The 19,241-nt window shown below is 40.3% G+C and carries 14 protein-coding genes and 2 pseudogenes; 13 read left to right on the plus strand and 3 right to left on the minus strand.

Features of this window, described 5'->3' with window-relative positions; translation table 11 throughout:
- Positions 1-150: 150 nt before the first annotated feature.
- A complete protein-coding gene (locus EDD69_RS09715; RefSeq protein ID WP_424565350.1) occupies positions 151-1,404 on the minus strand; it encodes a Glu/Leu/Phe/Val family dehydrogenase in 1,254 nt (417 codons plus the stop codon).
- A gap of 370 nt (positions 1,405-1,774) precedes the next feature.
- On the opposite strand from EDD69_RS09715, the gene EDD69_RS09720 reads away from it, so the two are divergent.
- From EDD69_RS09720 to EDD69_RS15565, 4 genes and pseudogenes are all read left to right on the plus strand, one after another.
- Positions 1,775-2,650: an ABC transporter ATP-binding protein gene (locus tag EDD69_RS09720; protein WP_132948769.1), complete on the plus strand. Its 876-nt coding sequence runs from the start codon at positions 1,775-1,777 to the stop codon at positions 2,648-2,650.
- Positions 2,651-2,664: 14 nt separating this feature from the next.
- Positions 2,665-3,462 carry an ABC transporter permease gene (locus tag EDD69_RS09725; RefSeq protein ID WP_132948770.1) on the plus strand — a complete coding sequence of 266 codons (798 nt, stop codon included), beginning with the start codon at positions 2,665-2,667 and terminating at the stop codon, positions 3,460-3,462.
- A gap of 91 nt (positions 3,463-3,553) precedes the next feature.
- The gene (locus EDD69_RS09730) at positions 3,554-4,138 is read left to right on the plus strand and encodes a TetR/AcrR family transcriptional regulator (protein ID WP_243643091.1); all 585 of its coding nucleotides are present in this window, start codon (positions 3,554-3,556) and stop codon (positions 4,136-4,138) included.
- Between the two features lie 216 nt (positions 4,139-4,354).
- Positions 4,355-4,569, plus strand: a pseudogene (locus tag EDD69_RS15565) (VOC family protein); the annotation flags it as partial.
- A gap of 43 nt (positions 4,570-4,612) precedes the next feature.
- Here EDD69_RS15565 and EDD69_RS09740 read toward each other — a convergent pair.
- Complete coding sequence (locus tag EDD69_RS09740) at positions 4,613-4,906, minus strand: hypothetical protein (RefSeq protein WP_165871766.1); 294 nt, start codon at positions 4,904-4,906, stop codon at positions 4,613-4,615.
- A gap of 505 nt (positions 4,907-5,411) precedes the next feature.
- Between EDD69_RS09740 and EDD69_RS09745 the strand changes: the two genes are divergently transcribed.
- The 4 genes and pseudogenes from EDD69_RS09745 to EDD69_RS09760 all read left to right on the plus strand — a co-directional run bounded on the left by EDD69_RS09745 (position 5,412) and on the right by EDD69_RS09760 (position 10,381).
- A complete protein-coding gene (locus EDD69_RS09745; RefSeq protein WP_132948772.1) occupies positions 5,412-6,566 on the plus strand; it encodes a TIGR04053 family radical SAM/SPASM domain-containing protein in 1,155 nt (384 codons plus the stop codon).
- 117 nt (positions 6,567-6,683) lie between these two features.
- Positions 6,684-7,946 (plus strand): annotated as a pseudogene (locus EDD69_RS09750) (TRAP transporter permease); the annotation flags it as partial.
- Positions 7,947-8,131: 185 nt separating this feature from the next.
- A complete protein-coding gene (locus EDD69_RS09755; protein ID WP_165871768.1) occupies positions 8,132-9,490 on the plus strand; it encodes an aspartate aminotransferase family protein in 1,359 nt (452 codons plus the stop codon).
- A gap of 42 nt (positions 9,491-9,532) precedes the next feature.
- Positions 9,533-10,381 carry a MurR/RpiR family transcriptional regulator gene (locus EDD69_RS09760; RefSeq protein WP_132948773.1) on the plus strand — a complete coding sequence of 283 codons (849 nt, stop codon included), beginning with the start codon at positions 9,533-9,535 and terminating at the stop codon, positions 10,379-10,381.
- Between the two features lie 181 nt (positions 10,382-10,562).
- On the opposite strand, the gene EDD69_RS15365 is transcribed toward EDD69_RS09760, so the two are convergent.
- A complete protein-coding gene (locus tag EDD69_RS15365) occupies positions 10,563-10,706 on the minus strand; it encodes a hypothetical protein (protein ID WP_165871767.1) in 144 nt (47 codons plus the stop codon).
- Between the two features lie 245 nt (positions 10,707-10,951).
- Here EDD69_RS15365 and EDD69_RS09765 point away from each other — a divergent pair, with 245 nt between their 5' ends.
- The 5 genes from EDD69_RS09765 to EDD69_RS09785 all read left to right on the plus strand — a co-directional run bounded on the left by EDD69_RS09765 (position 10,952) and on the right by EDD69_RS09785 (position 18,991).
- The gene (locus tag EDD69_RS09765) at positions 10,952-11,254 is read left to right on the plus strand and encodes a PD-(D/E)XK nuclease family transposase (protein WP_243643092.1); all 303 of its coding nucleotides are present in this window, start codon (positions 10,952-10,954) and stop codon (positions 11,252-11,254) included.
- A gap of 94 nt (positions 11,255-11,348) precedes the next feature.
- The gene (locus EDD69_RS09770; RefSeq protein WP_132948774.1) at positions 11,349-12,365 is read left to right on the plus strand and encodes a Wadjet anti-phage system protein JetD domain-containing protein; all 1,017 of its coding nucleotides are present in this window, start codon (positions 11,349-11,351) and stop codon (positions 12,363-12,365) included.
- The gene (locus tag EDD69_RS09775) at positions 12,353-13,852 is read left to right on the plus strand and encodes a replicative DNA helicase (RefSeq protein ID WP_132948775.1); all 1,500 of its coding nucleotides are present in this window, start codon (positions 12,353-12,355) and stop codon (positions 13,850-13,852) included. Before EDD69_RS09770 ends, EDD69_RS09775 begins: the two co-directional genes overlap by 13 nt.
- Complete coding sequence (locus tag EDD69_RS09780; RefSeq protein ID WP_132948791.1) at positions 13,852-14,595, plus strand: DUF6063 family protein; 744 nt, start codon at positions 13,852-13,854, stop codon at positions 14,593-14,595. Before EDD69_RS09775 ends, EDD69_RS09780 begins: the two co-directional genes overlap by 1 nt.
- Complete coding sequence (locus tag EDD69_RS09785) at positions 14,579-18,991, plus strand: coiled-coil domain-containing protein (RefSeq protein WP_132948776.1); 4,413 nt, start codon at positions 14,579-14,581, stop codon at positions 18,989-18,991. Before EDD69_RS09780 ends, EDD69_RS09785 begins: the two co-directional genes overlap by 17 nt.
- Positions 18,992-19,241 lie beyond the last annotated feature (250 nt).

Raw genomic sequence — 19,241 nt, forward strand, 5'->3', positions numbered from 1 at the left:
TTTTTGTTGTGTAAAAGAAACAAGGCATCAGAAAAGGTGAATATAAATAAGAAGAGGGGCTTGATCATACATCAAAGGTATCGCGTAAGAGACAGAACAAAAAAAAGCCCCAAAGCGAGGCTTCGATTCAAAGTTGCTTCTACTTTAGAATTACACCCAGCCGCGCGCTCTCATCGCTTCTGTAATTCGTTTTAACGAAATAATGTAAGCGGCTGTGCGCAAATCGGTACCATATTCTTGCGCCGCTTCATAAACGGCGTGGAAGCTGTTCACCATAATGTCCGCTAATTTTTTATTTACTTCTTCTTCGCTCCAGTAATAGTTCATCAAGTTTTGTACCCATTCGAAATAGGATACGGTCACACCGCCGGCATTGGCGAGGATGTCTGGGATGACGAGGATGTTTTTCTCAGCAAGAATGCGGTCTGCCTCCGGAGAAACAGGACCGTTTGCCGCTTCAGCAATAATTTTTGCTTGAACTTGATCGGCGTTTTTCGATGTGATCGCGTTTTCCAAAGCGGCAGGAATTAAAATGTCAACTTTCAGTTCTAATAAAGCGGAATGATCAATTTGATATTCCACACCGTAGTCAAGCAATGAGCCATGGTCTTTCAAATATTCTACTTTCGCTATATCCAATCCGTTCGGATCATAAATGGCGCCATTGGAATCGCTCACAGCGACGATTTTGCACCCAAGTTCTGAGAGCAGTCTGGAAGCGATTCTTCCCGCGTTTCCGAACCCTTGAATTGCGACAGTTGCGTCTTTTAACGGAAGTCCAAGTTTTTTCATCGCTTCTTGAATGGTAATGACACAACCGCGAGCGGTTGCTTCATTTCTTCCTTTCGATCCCCCGATGATGAGCGGTTTTCCTGTAATGACTCCCGGGGAGAAAGATTGTTTGATTCGGCTATATGTATCCATCATCCAACCCATAATTTGCGGATTTGTATAAACGTCAGGAGCAGGAATGTCTTTATCTGGGCCGATGATTTGCGAAATGGCTTCGATAAATCCGCGGCTGACGCGTTCCAGTTCTCCAGGGCTTAATGTTCGTGGATCACAGACGACTCCGCCTTTTCCACCGCCGTAAGGAAGTCCAACGACACCGCATTTAAATGACATCCACATCGATAGTGCCTTCACTTCGTCTAGTGTAACATCAGGGTGAAAGCGGATTCCCCCTTTGGTAGGTCCTAAAACATCCGTATGCTGGGAGCGGTATCCTTCGAATACCCGGATGGTACCATCGTCCATTTTGACAGGGAATGATACGGAGAGAACTCGCATCGGTCTTTTTAAAATTTCAACGATGTGCGGTTCTAAACCTAGTTTCGCTGCGGCCGTTTCGATTTGTTTCTTGACAATTTCATACGGATTCAAGTTTTCTTTTGTGACGATCACAGAAATTTCCTCCTTCTAATGATAAAATGATGCAGCGTGATTTTAGACGGCAGTTTATTGATTCGCTAGATGATTATCATACTATCATTATTTTCATATTCATTCAATATTTTTCATGAAAATTTAAAAATATCAAATTAATATATGTTTTTTTATTATTTTTACATTAAGAATGTGTTGCAAAACGCATAACGAATGCATAAATGCGCATAGGCAAACAGTGACAGGCGCTGTTCGCCTTTTGCTTTTCTTGACATATTGGGTGTAACCCGAAAATGGGTTCATCAGTTTTTCACCTATTCAATCGATATATATAATGGTATCGACTGGTCAGTCAATTAATACAAAGCCGCCCAAAGGAGGGGAATGTATGAAGATTGTAGACATCAAGAATTTGACTAAAACTTATAACAAGAACAGAGGGATTATCAACCTTACATTTTCAATTGAAGAAGGAGAAATTTTTGGTTTTATCGGTCCTAACGGAGCAGGCAAGAGCACAACCATTCGCACGCTGTTAAATTTCATATATCCGACCAGCGGGAGTGCGACGGTTTTCGGAAAAGATATCGTTAAGGACTCAAAAGAAATAAGACAAAACGTAGGCTATTTGCCTTCCGAAATCCATTATTACGATGATATGAGGGTGATCGATTTATTAAAATATTCAGCAGGCTTTTACAAAAAATTTAATCCGAACAGAATGAAAGAGCTGGCTGAACGACTTGACTTGGATCTCCATAAAAAAATTGAGGATCTTTCATTTGGTAATCGAAAAAAGGTTGGGATTGTTCAGGCGCTGCTGCATGGGCCAAAACTTCTTATTTTAGATGAGCCAACTAGCGGACTCGACCCACTAATGCAAAACACCTTTTTTGAACTTCTTCTAGAGGAAAGAAAGAAGGGGACAACGATCTTTTTCTCCTCCCATATTCTTTCTGAAGTGCAAAAGTTGTGTGATCGGGTCGCAATTATTAAGGAAGGGGAGCTTGTTAAAGTAGAAACGATTGAAAATCTTACGAAGAAAAATTTGAAATATATCACGATTACTTTTGAACAAACGGAACCAATGGACCTCAAACTGGATGGTATCGTCAAGAAAGAAGTTAACGGAAATGAAATGACGTTGCTTTATAGCGGGGATATGAAGGCGCTTCTAAATCAATTGAATGCCCTGCCGGTTAAGGATCTATTAATCCAAGAGCCGACTCTCGAAGAAGTATTTATGCATTACTATGAGAAGTGAAGGAGGGATACAAAATGATTTTCAAAAGAGAGTTTAAACGAAATATAAAATCATTGATCATTTGGAGCATCGTACTCGGCAGTCTTATTTTATTGACGTTAAGTATTTTTCCTCAGTTTGCGGAGCAGCAAAAAGAAATGACAAAACTGCTTGAGTCCTTACCGGAATCGATGATAAAAGCGTTTGGATTGGATCAATTAAATATTGGTGATTTAATGGGTTATTACGGTGTAAGGGTCTATGCGATGACCACCCTTTTAGGAAGCATATACTCGGCAATTCTTGCATCCAATATTCTGGCGAAGGAAGAAAATGAAAAAACGATCGAATTTTTGCTGTCAAAGCCGATTACAAGAAGCCAAATCGTAACAGAAAAGCTTTTTGTTGTTTTGGTTAATATTTTTATCCTTAATGGGGTTTCGACGATAGCAAGTATCATTGGATTTCAATTTACAAAAGACCAAGAAGTTCCGACAGACACTTTTACTTTACTAATCGTGGCAGCGATATTGCTACATTTGACTTTCGCTGCGCTTGCGTTTATGTTGTCTTCGATCATGAAAAAAACACGAAACATCCTTTCAGTTTCACTGGGGGTTGTCCTAGTTACCTACTTTATGAATATTTTGTCAGGGATATCGGAAGACATAGAGTTCCTAAAATATTTCAGCCCGTTTAAATATGTGGACCCTGCACCAATTATTAATGATAATGCCATTGAACCTCTATATATCTTTGTTATGGCTGCGGTCATTTTAATCAGTATCGTAATGGCATATATGGTATATAGAAAGAAAGATATAGCAGTCTAATAAAATTAGAGGTGTTAAAATTGTATTCCGCTTTTGAAAAACAACCGCAGGAAAAAAAGATTTAATTATTAAAGTGTCTATCGAGGAGTTTGTGAAAAATGGTTATGAAAAAACCTCTACAGACGTTATTACAAGGCGGGCGGGAATTTCCAAGGGGATCCTTTTCCATTATTTTAAGAGCAAGAAAAACTTATACCTTTATTTAGTGAATTATGTGCTGGATCTTCTGACAGAAAAAACAATGGAGGCGTTTAGAAAAATTCAATCGGATGATTACTTTGAAAGGATCAAAGAAATAGCACTGTTGAAACAAAAACTAGCGGTTCAGTATCTTCAAGAATCACAGTTCATCTCGGATGCCCTCGTCAATCCACCTGTGGCAGTAAAGAAGGAAATGGAAGAAATTATTAAGAAATACTACGAAACATATCAGGGAGATTTTTTGCTAGAGCATGTTTATATTAAAGACCTTATCCAAACGGAAAAACTTAGAGATGATATTTCTGTTGACACAGTGGTCAACATGACCATGTTGATCGTTGATCAGCTGTCTAATAAGTATTGGGCTCTATACAAAAATAAGCAAATTGATATCATGAATAGTATGGAGTCTTCGATAAGGGAACTTGATGATTACCTTAAGATTGTAAAGTATGGGATCTATAAACCGGAATAAATTTTTGCTTTTCCCCGTGGCGTAAAGCTGCGGGATTTTTTTTATGCGAAAAACGAAAAACAAAAGAAACTTGTAATGAACTGAGGATCATACACTAGAAGAAAATTGTTAAATTGTTCGTCACGACAGAGATGTTAGTCGAAGAAAATTAACAGTGACATCTGACGTAACAAAATGGCGAAGATGTTACTTTTTGAGTTCTAAAATGAAAAAGATGAAAAGCCTGAAAATGGCGGTCTGTAGCACAAAGTAGAGGATATCGAGTTGCATATCGTTGTGGATAGCGTGACGGGAACAACAGTAAAAGCCGTCTGGCATTTGAAGTAGAAAACATCGAAGAAGTCAGACGCTATAATGATGTACCAACACGAGACGATAAGCCGATTTCAGGCGTCATGCGGTTTTCGTTTCGCGATCCGTTTGGCAATTGAATCAAGTTTTTGTCCAAATAGAAAAATCGATCCATACGTAAGGTTAATACATGTTTAAGACAGTTTTGATTCGTTTAATTTCCTTTTTATTGTCAAACAATTCTTCTACGAGAATTTTTTGACCGTTAGCCACATCGGTTAGCTGTTTATTCATCTGTTCGATCTTTTGTTCGATTTGTTCGAAACGCTGATCGATTTGTTCAAAACGCTGATCGATTTGTTCAAAACGCTGATCGATTTGTTCAAAACGCTTATTCGTTCCTTCCGTATGATTTTTTAACTGGTCAGCCAGTTCTTTAATCGCCTGCAAAATCATTTCATTCGTAATTTTGTCCATTCGAAGCGCCCCTTTCTTCATTTTAATGATCTCTATCATTATAACACGTTTTTGTGATTTCTACGTAGATTGCATCAATTATTTCTATCGAAATTGTAATTTAGGTTACGAATCGAATTCATAATATGAAAAGATATGAACACATTTTTGAAGCATAATTCTTCGTTAAGCAATGTTTCGCTTAATCACACTCTCCACTAACTCTCCACTACATTATCAAGAGCATTTGAAAATCGATTATGATGAACCTAAATGCTACGTTGACAAGAATGCCTTGATTACTTCAGATTCGTCCTCGATTGATTTTATGGCTTTTCGGGTCGTTGTCTTTTGTTGCGTTTCCTCATCTGAAAACGTTGATTCGTTTGGGCAGAATTTACGTGGTTGTTAGTTGGAATTGGGAATGTAGAAATATTGTAACAAACTTTTCATGCGAAATCAGCGAACAAGATTATAATGAACTTATAGGAACATCATGGCAAAAAAATAAAGTTTGGTGATGAAAATGCATGGAAATGGACATCTACATCATATCGAGGATATCAATTATAATGAAAACCCTTTTATTGTCATTTGGGAAGTAACAAGAGCATGCCAGCTTAAATGCGTTCACTGCCGAGCCGATGCGCAGCCTGTTCCGGATCCAAGGGAATTAACGCATGAAGAAGGACTCAAGCTGATCGATGACATTTACGAAATGAATAATCCGATGCTTGTTTTCACTGGCGGCGATTGCATGATGCGGGAAGACCTTTTTGAACTGGCGGATTATGCCATTAAAAAAGGCATGCGCGTCTCCATCACACCAAGCGCCACACCGAATGTGACGAAAGAAAAAATGGAGAAGGCTAAACAAGTGGGACTTTCGCGCTGGGCTTTTAGCCTTGACGGGCCAACACCGGAAATTCATGACCGTTTCCGCAGAACACCTGGCTCATTTGAACTTACAATTGAAAAAATAAAATACTTAAACGAATTGAACATGCCGTTGCAAATTAATACGGTCATTTCACGCTACAATTATGACCATCTAGAAGAAATGGCGAAATTGGTTGCGGATCTGAAAGCGGTCATGTGGTACATCTTTCTGCTTGTTCCAACTGGAAGAGGGCAGATGAATGACTGCATTACCCCTGCCGAGCACGAAAAAGTGTTTCTCTGGCTATATGAACTGAGCAAAACAGCGCCTTATGATATTAAAACAACCGCAGCACAGCATTATAGACGTGTCGTTCTGCAGCAAAAAATGCGCGAACATAAAATTAAAAACGGTGAAATTCGTTATGAGGATACGATTACAAGCGATACAGCCTCAATGATCGATGGCTTGAAGCGCGCTCCTAAAGGCGTTAACGACGGGAATGGATTCGTGTTCGTTTCTCACATTGGCGATGTCATGCCAAGCGGCCTGCTTCCGATTGTATGCGGAAACGTTCGCGAAACCCCTCTTTCGAAAATTTATCGAGAGTCAAAGGTATTTAAAGATTTGCGTCAGCCTGACAAATACAAAGGAAAATGCGGCGTTTGCGAATTCCGTTATGTTTGTGGCGGCTCTCGCGCTAGAGCGTATGCGGTTACAGGAGATTATATGGAAAGCGAACCATTCTGTGCGTATATCCCGCTGGCAATGAGAAAGAAGGAAAAAGCGCCGCTGAGCTAACTGTTTTCCCGATCATTTTCAAAGCGCTCTTTTCCAATGTGTTGCTGTTCAGAAATAGTGACTGGCACGCCACGAAGTATGTCGAAGATTGTTAGAATACGAGAAAAAGAAAGTTATTTTACTGGAGGACAAGCAAAAGCGGCTGTTGTCGCAAGCTCTTTGCAAGGGATGGTTTCGGGGAGTTCTGTGGCAAATACTGTAGGTTCGGGATCGTTTACCATTCCAATGATGAAAAAGGCCGGTTATAAGCCGGAATTTGCCGCTGCGGTAGAAGCTTCTGCATCTACAGGAGGGCAAATTATGCCACCGGTAATGGAAGCGGCCGCGTTTATTATGGCTTCGTACACAAACACGCCGTATAGCCAAATTATGTTAGCGGTGATTATTCCTGCCGTTTTATATTTCCTTGGTGTCTTTTTAGGCGTACATTTCGATTCAAAAAAGCAAGGAATTATCGGTGTGCCGAAATCCGAGCTGCCGAGCTTCCGAAAACTGATGATGGAACGAGGCTATTTGATTTTACCGCTTGTCGTTATTTTCTACACACTGCTTTCCGGCAAAACGCCGATGCGTGCTGCATTGGCCGCCATTTTCGTTGCGTTTCTCGTCAGCTTAATACGGAAAGAAACGAGAATGACGCCATGGCAAATCGTAAAAGCTCTTGAAGAAGGCGCCCGTGTTGCGCTTCCGGTAATTGCTGCGTGTGCGGCTGCAGGCATTATTGTCGGCGTTGTCGTCCAAACCGGTTGGGGCGGACGAATCGCAGATGGAATTATCGCTCTCGGGGGAGGATCGCTCATTTTAACGTTATTCTTTACGATGATTGCTTGTCTCATTTTAGGAATGGGGCTGCCGACGACGACAAACTACGTCGTAACCGCGACAATGGCTGCACCAGCATTAGTGTTAGGACTCGATGTTCCGGTGTTAGCGGCTCATATGTTTGTTTTCTATTTCGGAATTGTTGCGGATATTACACCGCCTGTCTGCTTAGCTGCGTATGCAGGAGCAGGACTGGCACGAGCGAACCCGTTTATGACAGGAGTGCGGGCGTTTATGTTAGCGACAGCAGCGTATATCATTCCATACGTCTTCGTGCTGAATCCGCAAATGATTTTAATTGATGCGGAACCGTTGTTTTTAACGATTTCCATAGCCACAGCGATTATCGGGATGATCGGCGTGAGCAGTGCTATGACTGGGTACCTTGTTAGAAAAACACATGTTTGGGAGCGAATAGTCCTGTTTATTTCCGGGCTTTTCCTCATCTCACCGAATATGATGTATAGCGGTATAGGGATCGTGTTGTTGATCATCGTTGGGGTTGCTCAATCGAGAAGACCGAAAGAAACGAATAAACTTTCCAATGCGGCTATGTAGTGTTGAGTGAAAAGAGGATGATTTTCATCATCCTCTTTTATTTATCTTAAAATTAAAAATAGTCACATTTTTATTTACATACAGTGAAAAAGTGTGTAAAATGAAATAAAAATTTCATATAAATGTATTACAAGAAAAATTAATTTCAAGAGGTGTTAATCGTGGGGGATCAACAATTAGATGGCATGCTAGCCAGCAGGATGAAACATTCATTTCATTTACATGAGAAAGCGAAGGAAGTCATACCGGGGGGAGTCACAGCCAATATTAAATATTTTGCGCCGCATCCGATCATTATGCAAAAAGGGAAGGGAAGCCATCTAGTGGACGTTGACGGCAACGAATATATCGATTACTTGCTTTGTTATGGCGCGCTCATTTTAGGGCATGGGCACCCAAAGGTTATCGAAGCGGTCATCCAGCAAATGGCGAACGATGGCACTACCGTGTTTGGTACGCCGCATGAACTGGAAATGGTGATGGCCCAAAAAATTATTCATGCATTTCCAAGCGTGGAAATGGTACGTTATACGAATTCCGGATTAGAGGCTACATTGCTTGCGATTCGTTTAGCGCAGGCATTTACAGGAAAAACGGCCATTGCAAAATTTGAGGGACATTATCATGGCGGATATGACCAAGTGTTAATCAGTGTAAATCCGTCCATTGCTGAAGCGGGGGACGAAAAAGAACCGAAAGCGGTGCCGGAGTCAAAAGGAATTCCTGCTCAATATACAGATGAAACGATTATTCTGCCATTTAATAATATCGAAGCGACCGAAACGATTTTGCGAAAACAGAAACATCGTCTCGCAGCCGTTATTTTAGAGCCGGTTCAAGGAGGATTTATTCCAGCGGATGCAACTTTTATGAAACAGCTTCGTGCGATAACGAAAGAACTTGGGATTGTTCTTATTTTTGATGAAGTAAAAACGGGCTTCCGCATCATTTACGGAGGGGCACAGACCGTTTACGGGATCGATCCAGATCTTACGGCCCTGGGGAAAGTATTAGGCGGTGGGTTTCCTATTGGAGCGGTAGGAGGGAAAAAAGAAATGATGGAACAAATGGATCCTCGCCGCGGCAAAGACGCGCTGTCGATAGAGACCGAGAAAGCGAACAAAACGGACACATTGTTTCATAGCGGCACGTATAACGGCCATCCGACCATCTTAGCGGCGGGGCTCGCGACGTTAGATGTTTTGCAACAAGAAGGTACGATGACGAAACTATTGCAAATGACAAGCATGCTCCGTGAAGGATTGGAAAATGTCTATCATGCTTATGGCATACCGATGAAAACCGTTGGATTGGGAAGTAGCTTTAACATCGTCTTAACGGAACAAGAGGTGAAAAATTATCGTGATTTGGCAAAAGCAAATATAAAATTGCGGGAAAAAATTGATTACGAACTGTTGTCACTAGGGGTGTATGCGAAACCAGGCAATCGCTATTCGGTGTCCGTTGCTCATACGCAAGAAGATATTGCTCGGACGATCGAAGCACATGAAAAAGCTATTCGGCAAGTAACCAATCGTTTATAATAGTAAACGAATAAGCTTGCTGTTAAAAAAGGATGAAAAACGATGAATGAAGTCTACCGATTAATTGCCGAAAAGTTGCCCGAGATGAGTCGGGCGCAGCGGAAAATCGCGAAATACGTACTCAATCATCCGGAGGCAGTTCCATTTTTTACTGTAGGAAAGCTTGCGAAAATGACCGGAGTGAGCGAAGCGACAGTTGTCCGTTTCGCGATGTTTTTAGGATTTTCCGGCTATCCGGAATGGCAGCGGGCGATGCAAGAATCGGTGAAGCGGCAATTGACAACGGTAGAGCGGCTGGAAATCTCTGGAGAAGTATATGATTCAGAAGATAAAGCGGTTTTCGACATGTTTCAAGAAGACATTGAAAGAATAAAAGCGATGTCGGCGCAAATGGACATGGAATCATTCCGGCAGGCCGTGCAATACATTATTGAGGCGAAGCGAATCTTCATCATTGCGAACCGAAGCGCCGTTTCGCTAGGAACATTTTTAGAGTTTTATCTCGATGTATTACTGGAGAACGCTGAACTCATCCGCAATCCGCATGGTATATCGGAAAAGCTGTTTCGCCTTAACGAAGATGATGTTGTGATTGCGCTCAGTTTTGCCCGCTATACAAAAAGCACAATCGAAGCGGTTGCTTTTGCGAAAGACCGCGGCTCAAAAATTATCGCTATTACAGACCACCTATTATCTCCATTAGTCCCTTATGGAAATGTTACATTATGCGCTCCGACGGAAATGCCGTCGTTTATCGACTCATTTGTCGCGCCGTTAAGTTTAATCAATGCCCTTATTACCGAAGTTGGCCGTAGAAAGCGGAGCGAAGTTGAAAAGCATTTATCCGATTTAGAAGAAACGTGGAAGAGATTTCACATTTTTTATGAATAAGCATCATAAAAAGGCGATATTCCCCCTACAGATAGACAGTGACGTTCTTGGGAGTCTATTCTGAGGGGATTTTTTTATGGCTGAGAAAGAACAATAGATAATCTTAAACGGGAGGTCATTTGTTTAGTGGGAGGAGGGCTAGTCTGATCGACAGCTCCGTAAACGCTTTCGAGTGTATACATTATGAACGCTCTGACTCAATTTCTTTCATCGTTTCACACCATGTTTTTTTAGGAAGTTTACCCTTATGCATTAACTCAACTTCTTTCAACGACTCAATAATTGATTCCCTTATACTAGATTTCTCGCGAATTACAGTTTCCATCTCCTTCTCTTCCTCCTTATCATGTATATACTGTGCACTCCTTAAAGATGGAGTATATATCCTAATTTATAGAAAATATACTGCAAAATTCACTCATTTGCACTTATTTTTATTTATTTCATCTAAAAGCTGCTCAATTACACTTAATTGTATTCAAAACAAAATGTTGTGATGAAACTAAATAACTTAATTTGTAATAAGTTCAAGATAGCTATGTTTGCTCGATTTACGCCTGAAGTGAGAAGATGAACATTGAAGTCCAAGTGACGCACCAACACGATATGACCGAGCGGGTACTGTATGACTGGGGGCAGTTGTTTTCCTTATCCTTTTCCAAGGAACAAGAATTCGCGGTATTGCCATCAACTATTATGATCACTATCCTCAACTACCCGCTATTTTCTCGCGAAACGGATCGCTCCCACACCGTATTTCACCTGCGAGAAGACGAAGAACATTTCCTTTGGAGCCCACATCTTGAATTCCATGCGATTCATCTGTCAAAGTTTATGGTAAAATGGAAGAAATACAGACGGGAGATGGATTGATCGAATGGCTATGGTTGATGATGTTATTATTAGTAGTACATATGCGGAAAAAGAAAGATATATAGGGAAGTATTCACTTGGGAGAGGTTTTCAAATGGAACAATTGAAAAGATTATTAGCTACTTTTCCGAAGAAAACGATTTCACTAGGTGAGCTTGAAGAGTTAATCAAGCCTTGGATTCATACATACGATGAATTTTCCAAAACGATTTTACAGTTAGAGGATGAGCGCATTCTTGAGATGGTAAAGTCAAAAGGGCGTACAACAAGATCCCCGTCTTTAGCGTTTCACTATCGGATTGATAAGAGTCTATTAATGGGAGATTTTCATAAAGAACTGCAGCATTATCGAAATATGATTCACCCATCGATTAAGATCGATTGGTATTACCGTAAGGATCCGTCCGTTTGGAAAAATGATTTACCTATGATTATGAAAATCGATAATTACTTGAAGAGGTATTCCTTTCCGACTGAGCCTGTTCCCGCACCGGAGCGCAGTGTTGAATTAGTCGGCGATGAGAAATGGATTACAGATGGCGGAGGAAAAGAACTATTAGAACGAATCGGAATTTTTAACAGCCTTCACATTATTCCCGTTTCCGAACCTTTAATGTTTGCCGTCAACCCAACAAAAGTGAACGAAACAACTCAACTTCACCTAATTGTTGAAAATAAAACAACGTACCAAGGTTTACTCCCAGTGCTTAAAGAGACCGCTTTTTCGACACTCATTTACGGAAGCGGGAAAAAAGTGATTAGCAGCATCGAGCAGTTCTCCATGCAATACCCCGTAGACGCACACCATCATTTCTATTATTTTGGAGATATCGATCGTGAAGGGATTTCTATCTGGTATTTTTTAACAAAGAAACAGCCCGTTTCATTAGCTCTTCCTTTTTACCGAGCTTGTTTACAAAAGGACGCAGTAGCTGGCAAGGAGTATCAAAAAGAACGGACGGAAGCCCTGGAAGCGTTTCTTCGCTTTTTTACAGCTGAAGAACAGTCACAGCTAAAGTCTCTTTTCGAAATCGGCATGTACTATCCGCAAGAAATCATAAAGACGCACGAATTACAACAAATTTGGAGGGAGTCGAATTGGACAACCTAAATGTACTCGATGTAACGAACGGCTATCGCGAACGCATGAGAAGGCTGGCGCTTTTCGACCCTCTATTCGATCTCGATCGAAAACGTGAGGTGGATCAACACAATCAGCCTATTGATATGAAAGGTCTCGGGTTACTGACCTTGTTATTTTTCTTTGAACAAAAACTGATGAGACAGTACAAAACTGGTGTGAAGCAATTAGCTTCTTTTTTGAAAAAACTGACAGAAAACGAGTACGTATTAGATGAAGCATCGTATGAAAGATTAGCCCGGTCGATTATTCAAACGTTTCGGCCGACGACGGGGAGAAAGCGAAGTTATTCCTTTTACGATTGGGAGGAAAGAACAGGAAGCACCATTGAATACTCCATTTTAAAAGCGAATAATTTCGATGTCAAAACGAATACGCAATATTACACGCTCGATGAAGATGGACTGGAGTTGTTGTTTGCGACAAAGGAGTTTTACAGTGAATTCCAGTTATCGATCAATCAATTAATGCTTCGTAAGCAATTAGAAAAAGGGGAGTTTAATGGAGCGTTGCGACAAATCAATGAAATGAGGATTGATGTAGAAACGTTGGAAGAACGTATAGTGAAGTTAAAACATGAAATTCAGCGAAGTATTATTTCAGAAGAAACGTTTGAACGATATAAACAACTTCTTGAAGATATATACAACAGATTAGCAAGAGAAGACGAAGAGTTTAAAGAGCTGCGTGAATTTGTCAAAGAAACGAGAGAGCGCCTCTATTCGCGTGATGTTCATCAGAAAGAAAAAAAGACATATGAACTCATCTTGAAAATTACCCGGGAATTAGAATCGGTGCACTACGCCCATTCAAGTCTGCTAGACAAAGCTTTGTCTTTAAAAAATACTACTCTTGTCTCAGCACAAGAATCTCTTTATTATACCGGTCTTCATTCCTTTAATTTTGACCAGGATCTTGTTTCTTATATTGTTTCCACGCCTCTTCCACTAGAAGCAATGAAAGGAGTATTACATCCCTTTTTAAAGGTTGAAGAAAATCAGTTTTGGTCACCGCTAGCCGTTTTAGAGGAACAAAATATTACGGAAGAACGTGACGAAAGAGTCGAGAAAGGGTTTATTGAAGTAGAAGAGGGAAGCGGTGACGACCTTTACCGAAGATGGTTAATGTCCAAATACAAGGAGTTAATGTGTTTATTTTTGGAAGCTTGTGAACATAATCGAGGCCATACCCTCTCGCAATTTATGAATTATTTAGATGAAATAGGACAGTCACACATTTATGAACAGCGCTATTTTTACGATTTTTGGATTATTATGCACCAGCGTTCCCCCATTCAAAACGGCGAAATACAAGAGGAGGAAGGAAATACGCTGCTCGGAGACGCGCTCTCCCTTCTTGGAACGAACATACTGAACGTTCAAGAAGGTCAAGGTGTCATTGAAAAATGTGAGCGATTTTCCATTCAAGAAATGATCATAACGGTGAGTGAACAATGATGAATTATCCTGAACAAAAAATTATTCAAGCTTTTCAACTATATATGAAACTAGCTCGCGATGGTGTTGTTGGTCAACAAGCGGTTCAGCTTTACAAAGCCGATGATGATATTCGTGGACTATTGGATATGTTTAGCAGAGAAGTAGATTGTGTCATTGTTATTACGAGTGAGCAAATGTTTTTAGTGCCGCGTACGAAGCTTTCGCCTTTTCATGTCAGCAACGATTGGATTAAACGAAATTATCTTCGCACAGGGGCAACAAACGGGGACATTTATTTATTATATTTTGCAACCATTATATTATTCGGAAGTTTTTACGACACATATCAAAGTGAAAAACCAACGAGAACCTTTCTTCGTCTAGATGAGTGGGTGCACCTCGTCCAAGAGCGCATTGATCAATTAAAAGAGCATGACTTAGAGGAATTAAAACAATTTGAAAAAGAGTTTTCTTATAATTGGAGCTTAATTATCGAAAAATGGGATGCGATGGATGATATAAAAGAGACAGCGAAGAAACAAAGCGGCAACACAATCAGTCGCTTAAGCTTTATCGATACCGTAAGACGATTTTTAATTGATCAAGGGCTTATTGTTGATATTGGGAATGATGAAGTGACATTAACGGAAAAAGCGAAAACGATTATACAGCGCTTCTTTATGGAAGTGGAATACAACAAAGGAATTTTCGAATTTATTTACGGATTTGAAAGGAAGGAAGAAGATGCCATCGATCAGTAAAATTCGGCTGACGAACGTGGTGTATGAAGAAGGACTAAAACGTTACAACGATGAAATTTTCCGATTTGACGGACATAACGGGGCGATTTTGCTTGAAAATGGTGGTGGAAAAACCGTTTTTATTCAAACCGTACTGCAAGCGGTTTTGCCGCATGTCGATGTAGCCGACCGAAAAATAAAGAACACGCTCCAACTCGAAAATGCCCCTGCTCATATTGCGATTGAATGGATCATGAATAATGAACCTAGACGTTATGTCGTGACAGCGGTATCGTTATTTATGACGAACAATGGTTTAGATTCGTTGCGTTACGTATATGAATACAGCGCTAATGATCCGAATGGGATTGAAGGCATTCCATTTGTTCGCGAAGGAAAAGACGGAAAACGACCGGCTGAGCGGGGAGAGATGCAAGACTATTACAGCCATATGAAAGAAAAATCGTTTCTTGCGCGTACTTTCAACACGATTAAGGAATACAAGACGTTTATCGAAGAACAATACCACATTATTTCAAGTGAATGGGAGAGTATTGTTAAGATTAATAGTTCGGAAGGCGGTGTAGAAGCTTTCTTTGATGAGTGTAAAAGCACGAACCAGCTTTTTGATCGCTTACTTATTCCAACAGTCGAAAGTTCCATTGTTGGTCATGATGCGAATTTATTTGCGGACATGTTCGAGAAGCAGCACACGAGCTTCAAACATTACAAAAAGCTAAAAGAAACAATCGAAGAAAACAAGCTTATTCAACAAGAACTTGAAAAGTATGTCCAAACGTATGAACAGCTTCATCAGAGTGAGCTAGTTTATTTAAAAGCGAAGCAGCGTGCAAAAGGTGCATGGCTTGAAACACTTAAGCAAAAACAGTTTTGCGAGGATGAACGAACAGCTATATGGAAGAAGCTAGAGGAATGGAAAAACAGCTATGATACGCATAAACGGAAATCCGCTTCTTACGAAATTTTAGTGGAAGAGACGTTGTGGAACGAATTTGATCAACAATATAAAATGGCTCTCGCACGAAGGGATGAAAAAGAAGAAGAACTCATTCAACAGGAAAGAGACTATTATTCATTAAAACTAGCGGAACTAAAAGAGAAACGAAAAGAACATGAAGAACGTCTGGCGTATATTGAAGACGAAATGAAAAAGCTTGACCAAGCAGATGAGCTCACCAACTATGCGGATGAATTAGAAATTGCCAAACGCACATTACTAGGATGTTTCATGGAGCAGTTAGATGCAATCGAAAAAGAAGAACAAGATCTCCGATATGAACTGAATCCGGTTGAGTTGCGGCTCGAACAATTGACGAAAGAAAAAGAAGATTTGGAGCGGAAAGAGCGACACGCCCGTGATCATTTATCTGGAATTAAAAGCCGAATCGATTCGCGAACAAAGGATATAGACCAACTTAAACAGCAGCTCCTCGCAAATCCGTCCCAAGAACAAATAGAAGAAAAAATGGAAAAATGGGTGCAGCGGCAGCAATGGTTAGACGATGAAATCATCCGCTTACAACAAGAGGTCAAGCAACTTATTCAAAAGGAAAAAGAAGCGGAAGCGAGAAAAGAAGCTTACCAACATGACCTTTCATCTATGGAAATTGAGCAGGAGAAGATCGCCTATCAACTAAAAGAAATTCAACAGGAGGAAAAAGCGCTTATTAAGAAACTCGCATCTCTTAGACCCCAGTGGGCGACGTTAGAAAGCGTGCATATAAATGAAGCAACGATTAAGATGAGAATGATAGAACAAATCGAAAAGAGAACGAAAGAGCGAAACACGTTGTTAGTTCGCGAACGAATGGCCTATCGGTTTGTCGATGATTATAGCGAGCAAGATGCATTTTTTAGTGATGCGTTTTTAGAACAACAGCTGAAATCGTGGAAAAATCAGTTTGATTATTTGGTGACAGGTGTTGAATATTTACAGTCATTAGATGAAGAGGAACGAGTGAAGAAAAAGGCTTTCCCGCTATGGCCGATTACGTTAATCACGACAGCTAAGTCAAAGGAACGGTTAATTCAAAAAATAAAACAAGTCAACGACCGCCTTCAATTCCCGATTGTAGTGATCTCAACAGAAGAAGCCGTCACTATCCACGATGAACAGTTTCAACATCATTGGATTGAACCCCGCCACTGGAATGAGGTGATAGATCCGGAAACTTTTCATGCTTGGAAAGAAAGTATAAAAACGGGTGCGAATGAAACGACGAAGCTGCGTGAAGAGAAAGAAGATGAAATCAAGGCATGGCAAGATGTGTATCGAGATTTTCAAAGGTTTCTCGAGTCACATCCGTATGAAAAGGTAGAAAACCTTAACAAAACACATGCGCAATTGGTCGGACAAATCGAGCAGCTGACAATGACCATTCAAAAAGAAAGAGCGCGAATTGACGAACTACGCACGAAAATAGCACACTATCAATCCCAAACACATCTCTATCGGGAAGAGATGCAAGGGATAGAAGCAAAAATCGAAAAAGGAAAGCAATATTTTCAGTATAAAAGAGAAGTAGAAGAAGAGCAGAAAAAACAAAAACAGTGGGAAGAAACAATTGTTTCACTCGAGAAAGAAATAAAACGTGTGAACATCCGTATTCGTGACATCATGGAACAAAAAGCTGCGATTGAAGAGCGCATCCATTCATTACAGCGAGATATATATCGTATTAAAGAAAATCATGAGTATAAGTCGTTACAGTCGCTGCGACCGATTTATTCGGGCGAAAGTGAGCATGTCATTCGTGAAAAAATTCAGGAGTTAGACTATAAAATTCGCCAAATTCAAACGACGTACGGCGAGTGGAAAGCGAAGTATGATAGTGAAAAGCGAGAAATAGACCGTTTAACGAAGGAAATTGATGAGCTAAAGCAGGAACATACGGATTTAGACGAAGCGCGGCCGTTTCCAAGTGATGGTTACCATCTATTACAAATGCTAAAGGCGAGAATGGCATCATTGAAAGTTGAGGTCAAAAATCTAAATGACGATGTACAAAACAAATTAGCTCAAGAAAAGGAACAAAAAGGGAAATGGAAATCCAAATTAGAGCAATTTCAAAAAGATTATCCGAATCAAGAAATATTCCGATTTACTAAATCGCTCGATGAAATAAAAGAAGAGCTGCAAAAGGAGAAGGAAGATTTAGACAAACGAAAAGCGTTTCTTGATCAAGAAAAAGATCGGATTGAAAAAACAATAAAAAGCATTGAAGAAGCAGAACGCAGTTTGGATCGATTTGTCGAAGGACACCATTTTAACGCGCCACAGATTGCCGCACTTCCATTAAGTGAGGAAGAAAATTTGGAATTTACGTATCATCGCCAGCGTTTTATCAAAGCGATTACGGATGATCTTCAATCCTGTAAAAACGTCGTCGAAGTGATGAAAAACAATGTGGAACGGGCGAAACGTTTATTTAGAGACTTCTGTAATCATTTGATCAAAGATGTAAAAATGAGGAAGATGGCATTAAATGGGATCGAACATAAAGAAACGTATGAAGACATTATCGACTTTAAGAAAAACATGATGAGAAGCGTCGAAAATGCGACGAATTATGCCAATGAGCACATCCGTCAAAAAGATGCCGAGCTGCAAGCATTTATTAATCATATTCATTCTCATTTGCGAACAGTAGTAGAAGAGCTTAAACAAATACCGAAGAAAACAAGAGTGAAAGTAGGGGATGATTGGAAGCAAATCTTTACCTTTTCCATTCCGGAGTGGGAAGAGGAAGTTGGAAAGACACGCATTCGCGATTATATTGAGTGGATCTTACAGCAGCTTGAATCCGAGCGATTTTTGAACGAACATGGCAAGCAGGACGATGGAAAAGTGCGAAAAGAAATTGAAATGTGGCTGCAGTCGAAGCAACTTTTACAAGTCGTCATGAACAATGAGACAATGAAAGTAAGCTGCCGTAAAGTAACAAATGATAACAAAGTGACAGCGCGTTCCTATTCATGGGAACAAAGTAATGTCTGGTCAGGCGGCGAAAAGTGGAGTAAGAACATGACCCTCTTTTTAGGGATACTCAACTATGTTGCCGAGAAAAAACAGCACATTCAGCCGAATATGAAACGTCATCGCTCGGTCATTCTGGATAATCCATTTGGCAAAGCATCCAGTGATCATGTGTTAAGTCCTGTGTTCTTTGTGGCTGAACAGCTCGGTTTCCAAATTATTGCGCTTACAGCTCATGCGGAAGGAAAGTTCCTGAGGGACTATTTTCCAATCATTTATAGCTGCCGTCTGCGGCCATCCTCTGACGCAAATAAAAAAGTTATGACAAAAGAAAAATGGCTCCACTATGCTTATTTCCAAGACCATGAACCAAAAACGCTCGACAGATTAGGTGAAGTGGAGCAGCTGGAGTTGTTTTGAATCATTCCTGAAAGTCGCCCTCTTTGTTAATAAGGGGAGTTTATAATTCGTTTCTGTAAATAGAGATAGTGTGGAAAGCGAGATCAAAAAGTACTTCAAAAATGGATTGTAATCAGCTTTATTGTTCATAAGAAGTGGTGCAAAAGCTTTCGATATCGGTTCAAAAAACTGTGAGACAGTATTTAATAAGGCAATTGGTGCATAGAATCGCTGAATTAGAAAATAAAACTTTGGATTTAGCCTACAAAAG

This window comes from Thermolongibacillus altinsuensis (assembly GCF_004341205.1).
In the GTDB taxonomy this organism is placed as follows: domain Bacteria; phylum Bacillota; class Bacilli; order Bacillales; family Anoxybacillaceae; genus Thermolongibacillus; species Thermolongibacillus altinsuensis.

Coding starts and splice junctions, on each gene's coding strand:
- EDD69_RS09720 (WP_132948769.1), top strand. CDS start 1,775: ATGAAGATTGTAGACATCAAGAATTTGACTAAAACTTATAACAAGAAC.
- EDD69_RS09725 (WP_132948770.1), top strand. CDS start 2,665: ATGATTTTCAAAAGAGAGTTTAAACGAAATATAAAATCATTGATCATT.
- EDD69_RS09740 (WP_165871766.1), bottom strand. CDS start 4,906: ATGGACAAAATTACGAATGAAATGATTTTGCAGGCGATTAAAGAACTG.
- EDD69_RS09745 (WP_132948772.1), top strand. CDS start 5,412: ATGCATGGAAATGGACATCTACATCATATCGAGGATATCAATTATAAT.
- EDD69_RS09755 (WP_165871768.1), top strand. CDS start 8,132: ATGCTAGCCAGCAGGATGAAACATTCATTTCATTTACATGAGAAAGCG.
- EDD69_RS09760 (WP_132948773.1), top strand. CDS start 9,533: ATGAATGAAGTCTACCGATTAATTGCCGAAAAGTTGCCCGAGATGAGT.
- EDD69_RS15365 (WP_165871767.1), bottom strand. CDS start 10,706: ATGGAAACTGTAATTCGCGAGAAATCTAGTATAAGGGAATCAATTATT.
- EDD69_RS09765 (WP_243643092.1), top strand. CDS start 10,952: ATGAACATTGAAGTCCAAGTGACGCACCAACACGATATGACCGAGCGG.
- EDD69_RS09770 (WP_132948774.1), top strand. CDS start 11,349: ATGGAACAATTGAAAAGATTATTAGCTACTTTTCCGAAGAAAACGATT.
- EDD69_RS09780 (WP_132948791.1), top strand. CDS start 13,852: ATGAATTATCCTGAACAAAAAATTATTCAAGCTTTTCAACTATATATG.
- EDD69_RS09785 (WP_132948776.1), top strand. CDS start 14,579: ATGCCATCGATCAGTAAAATTCGGCTGACGAACGTGGTGTATGAAGAA.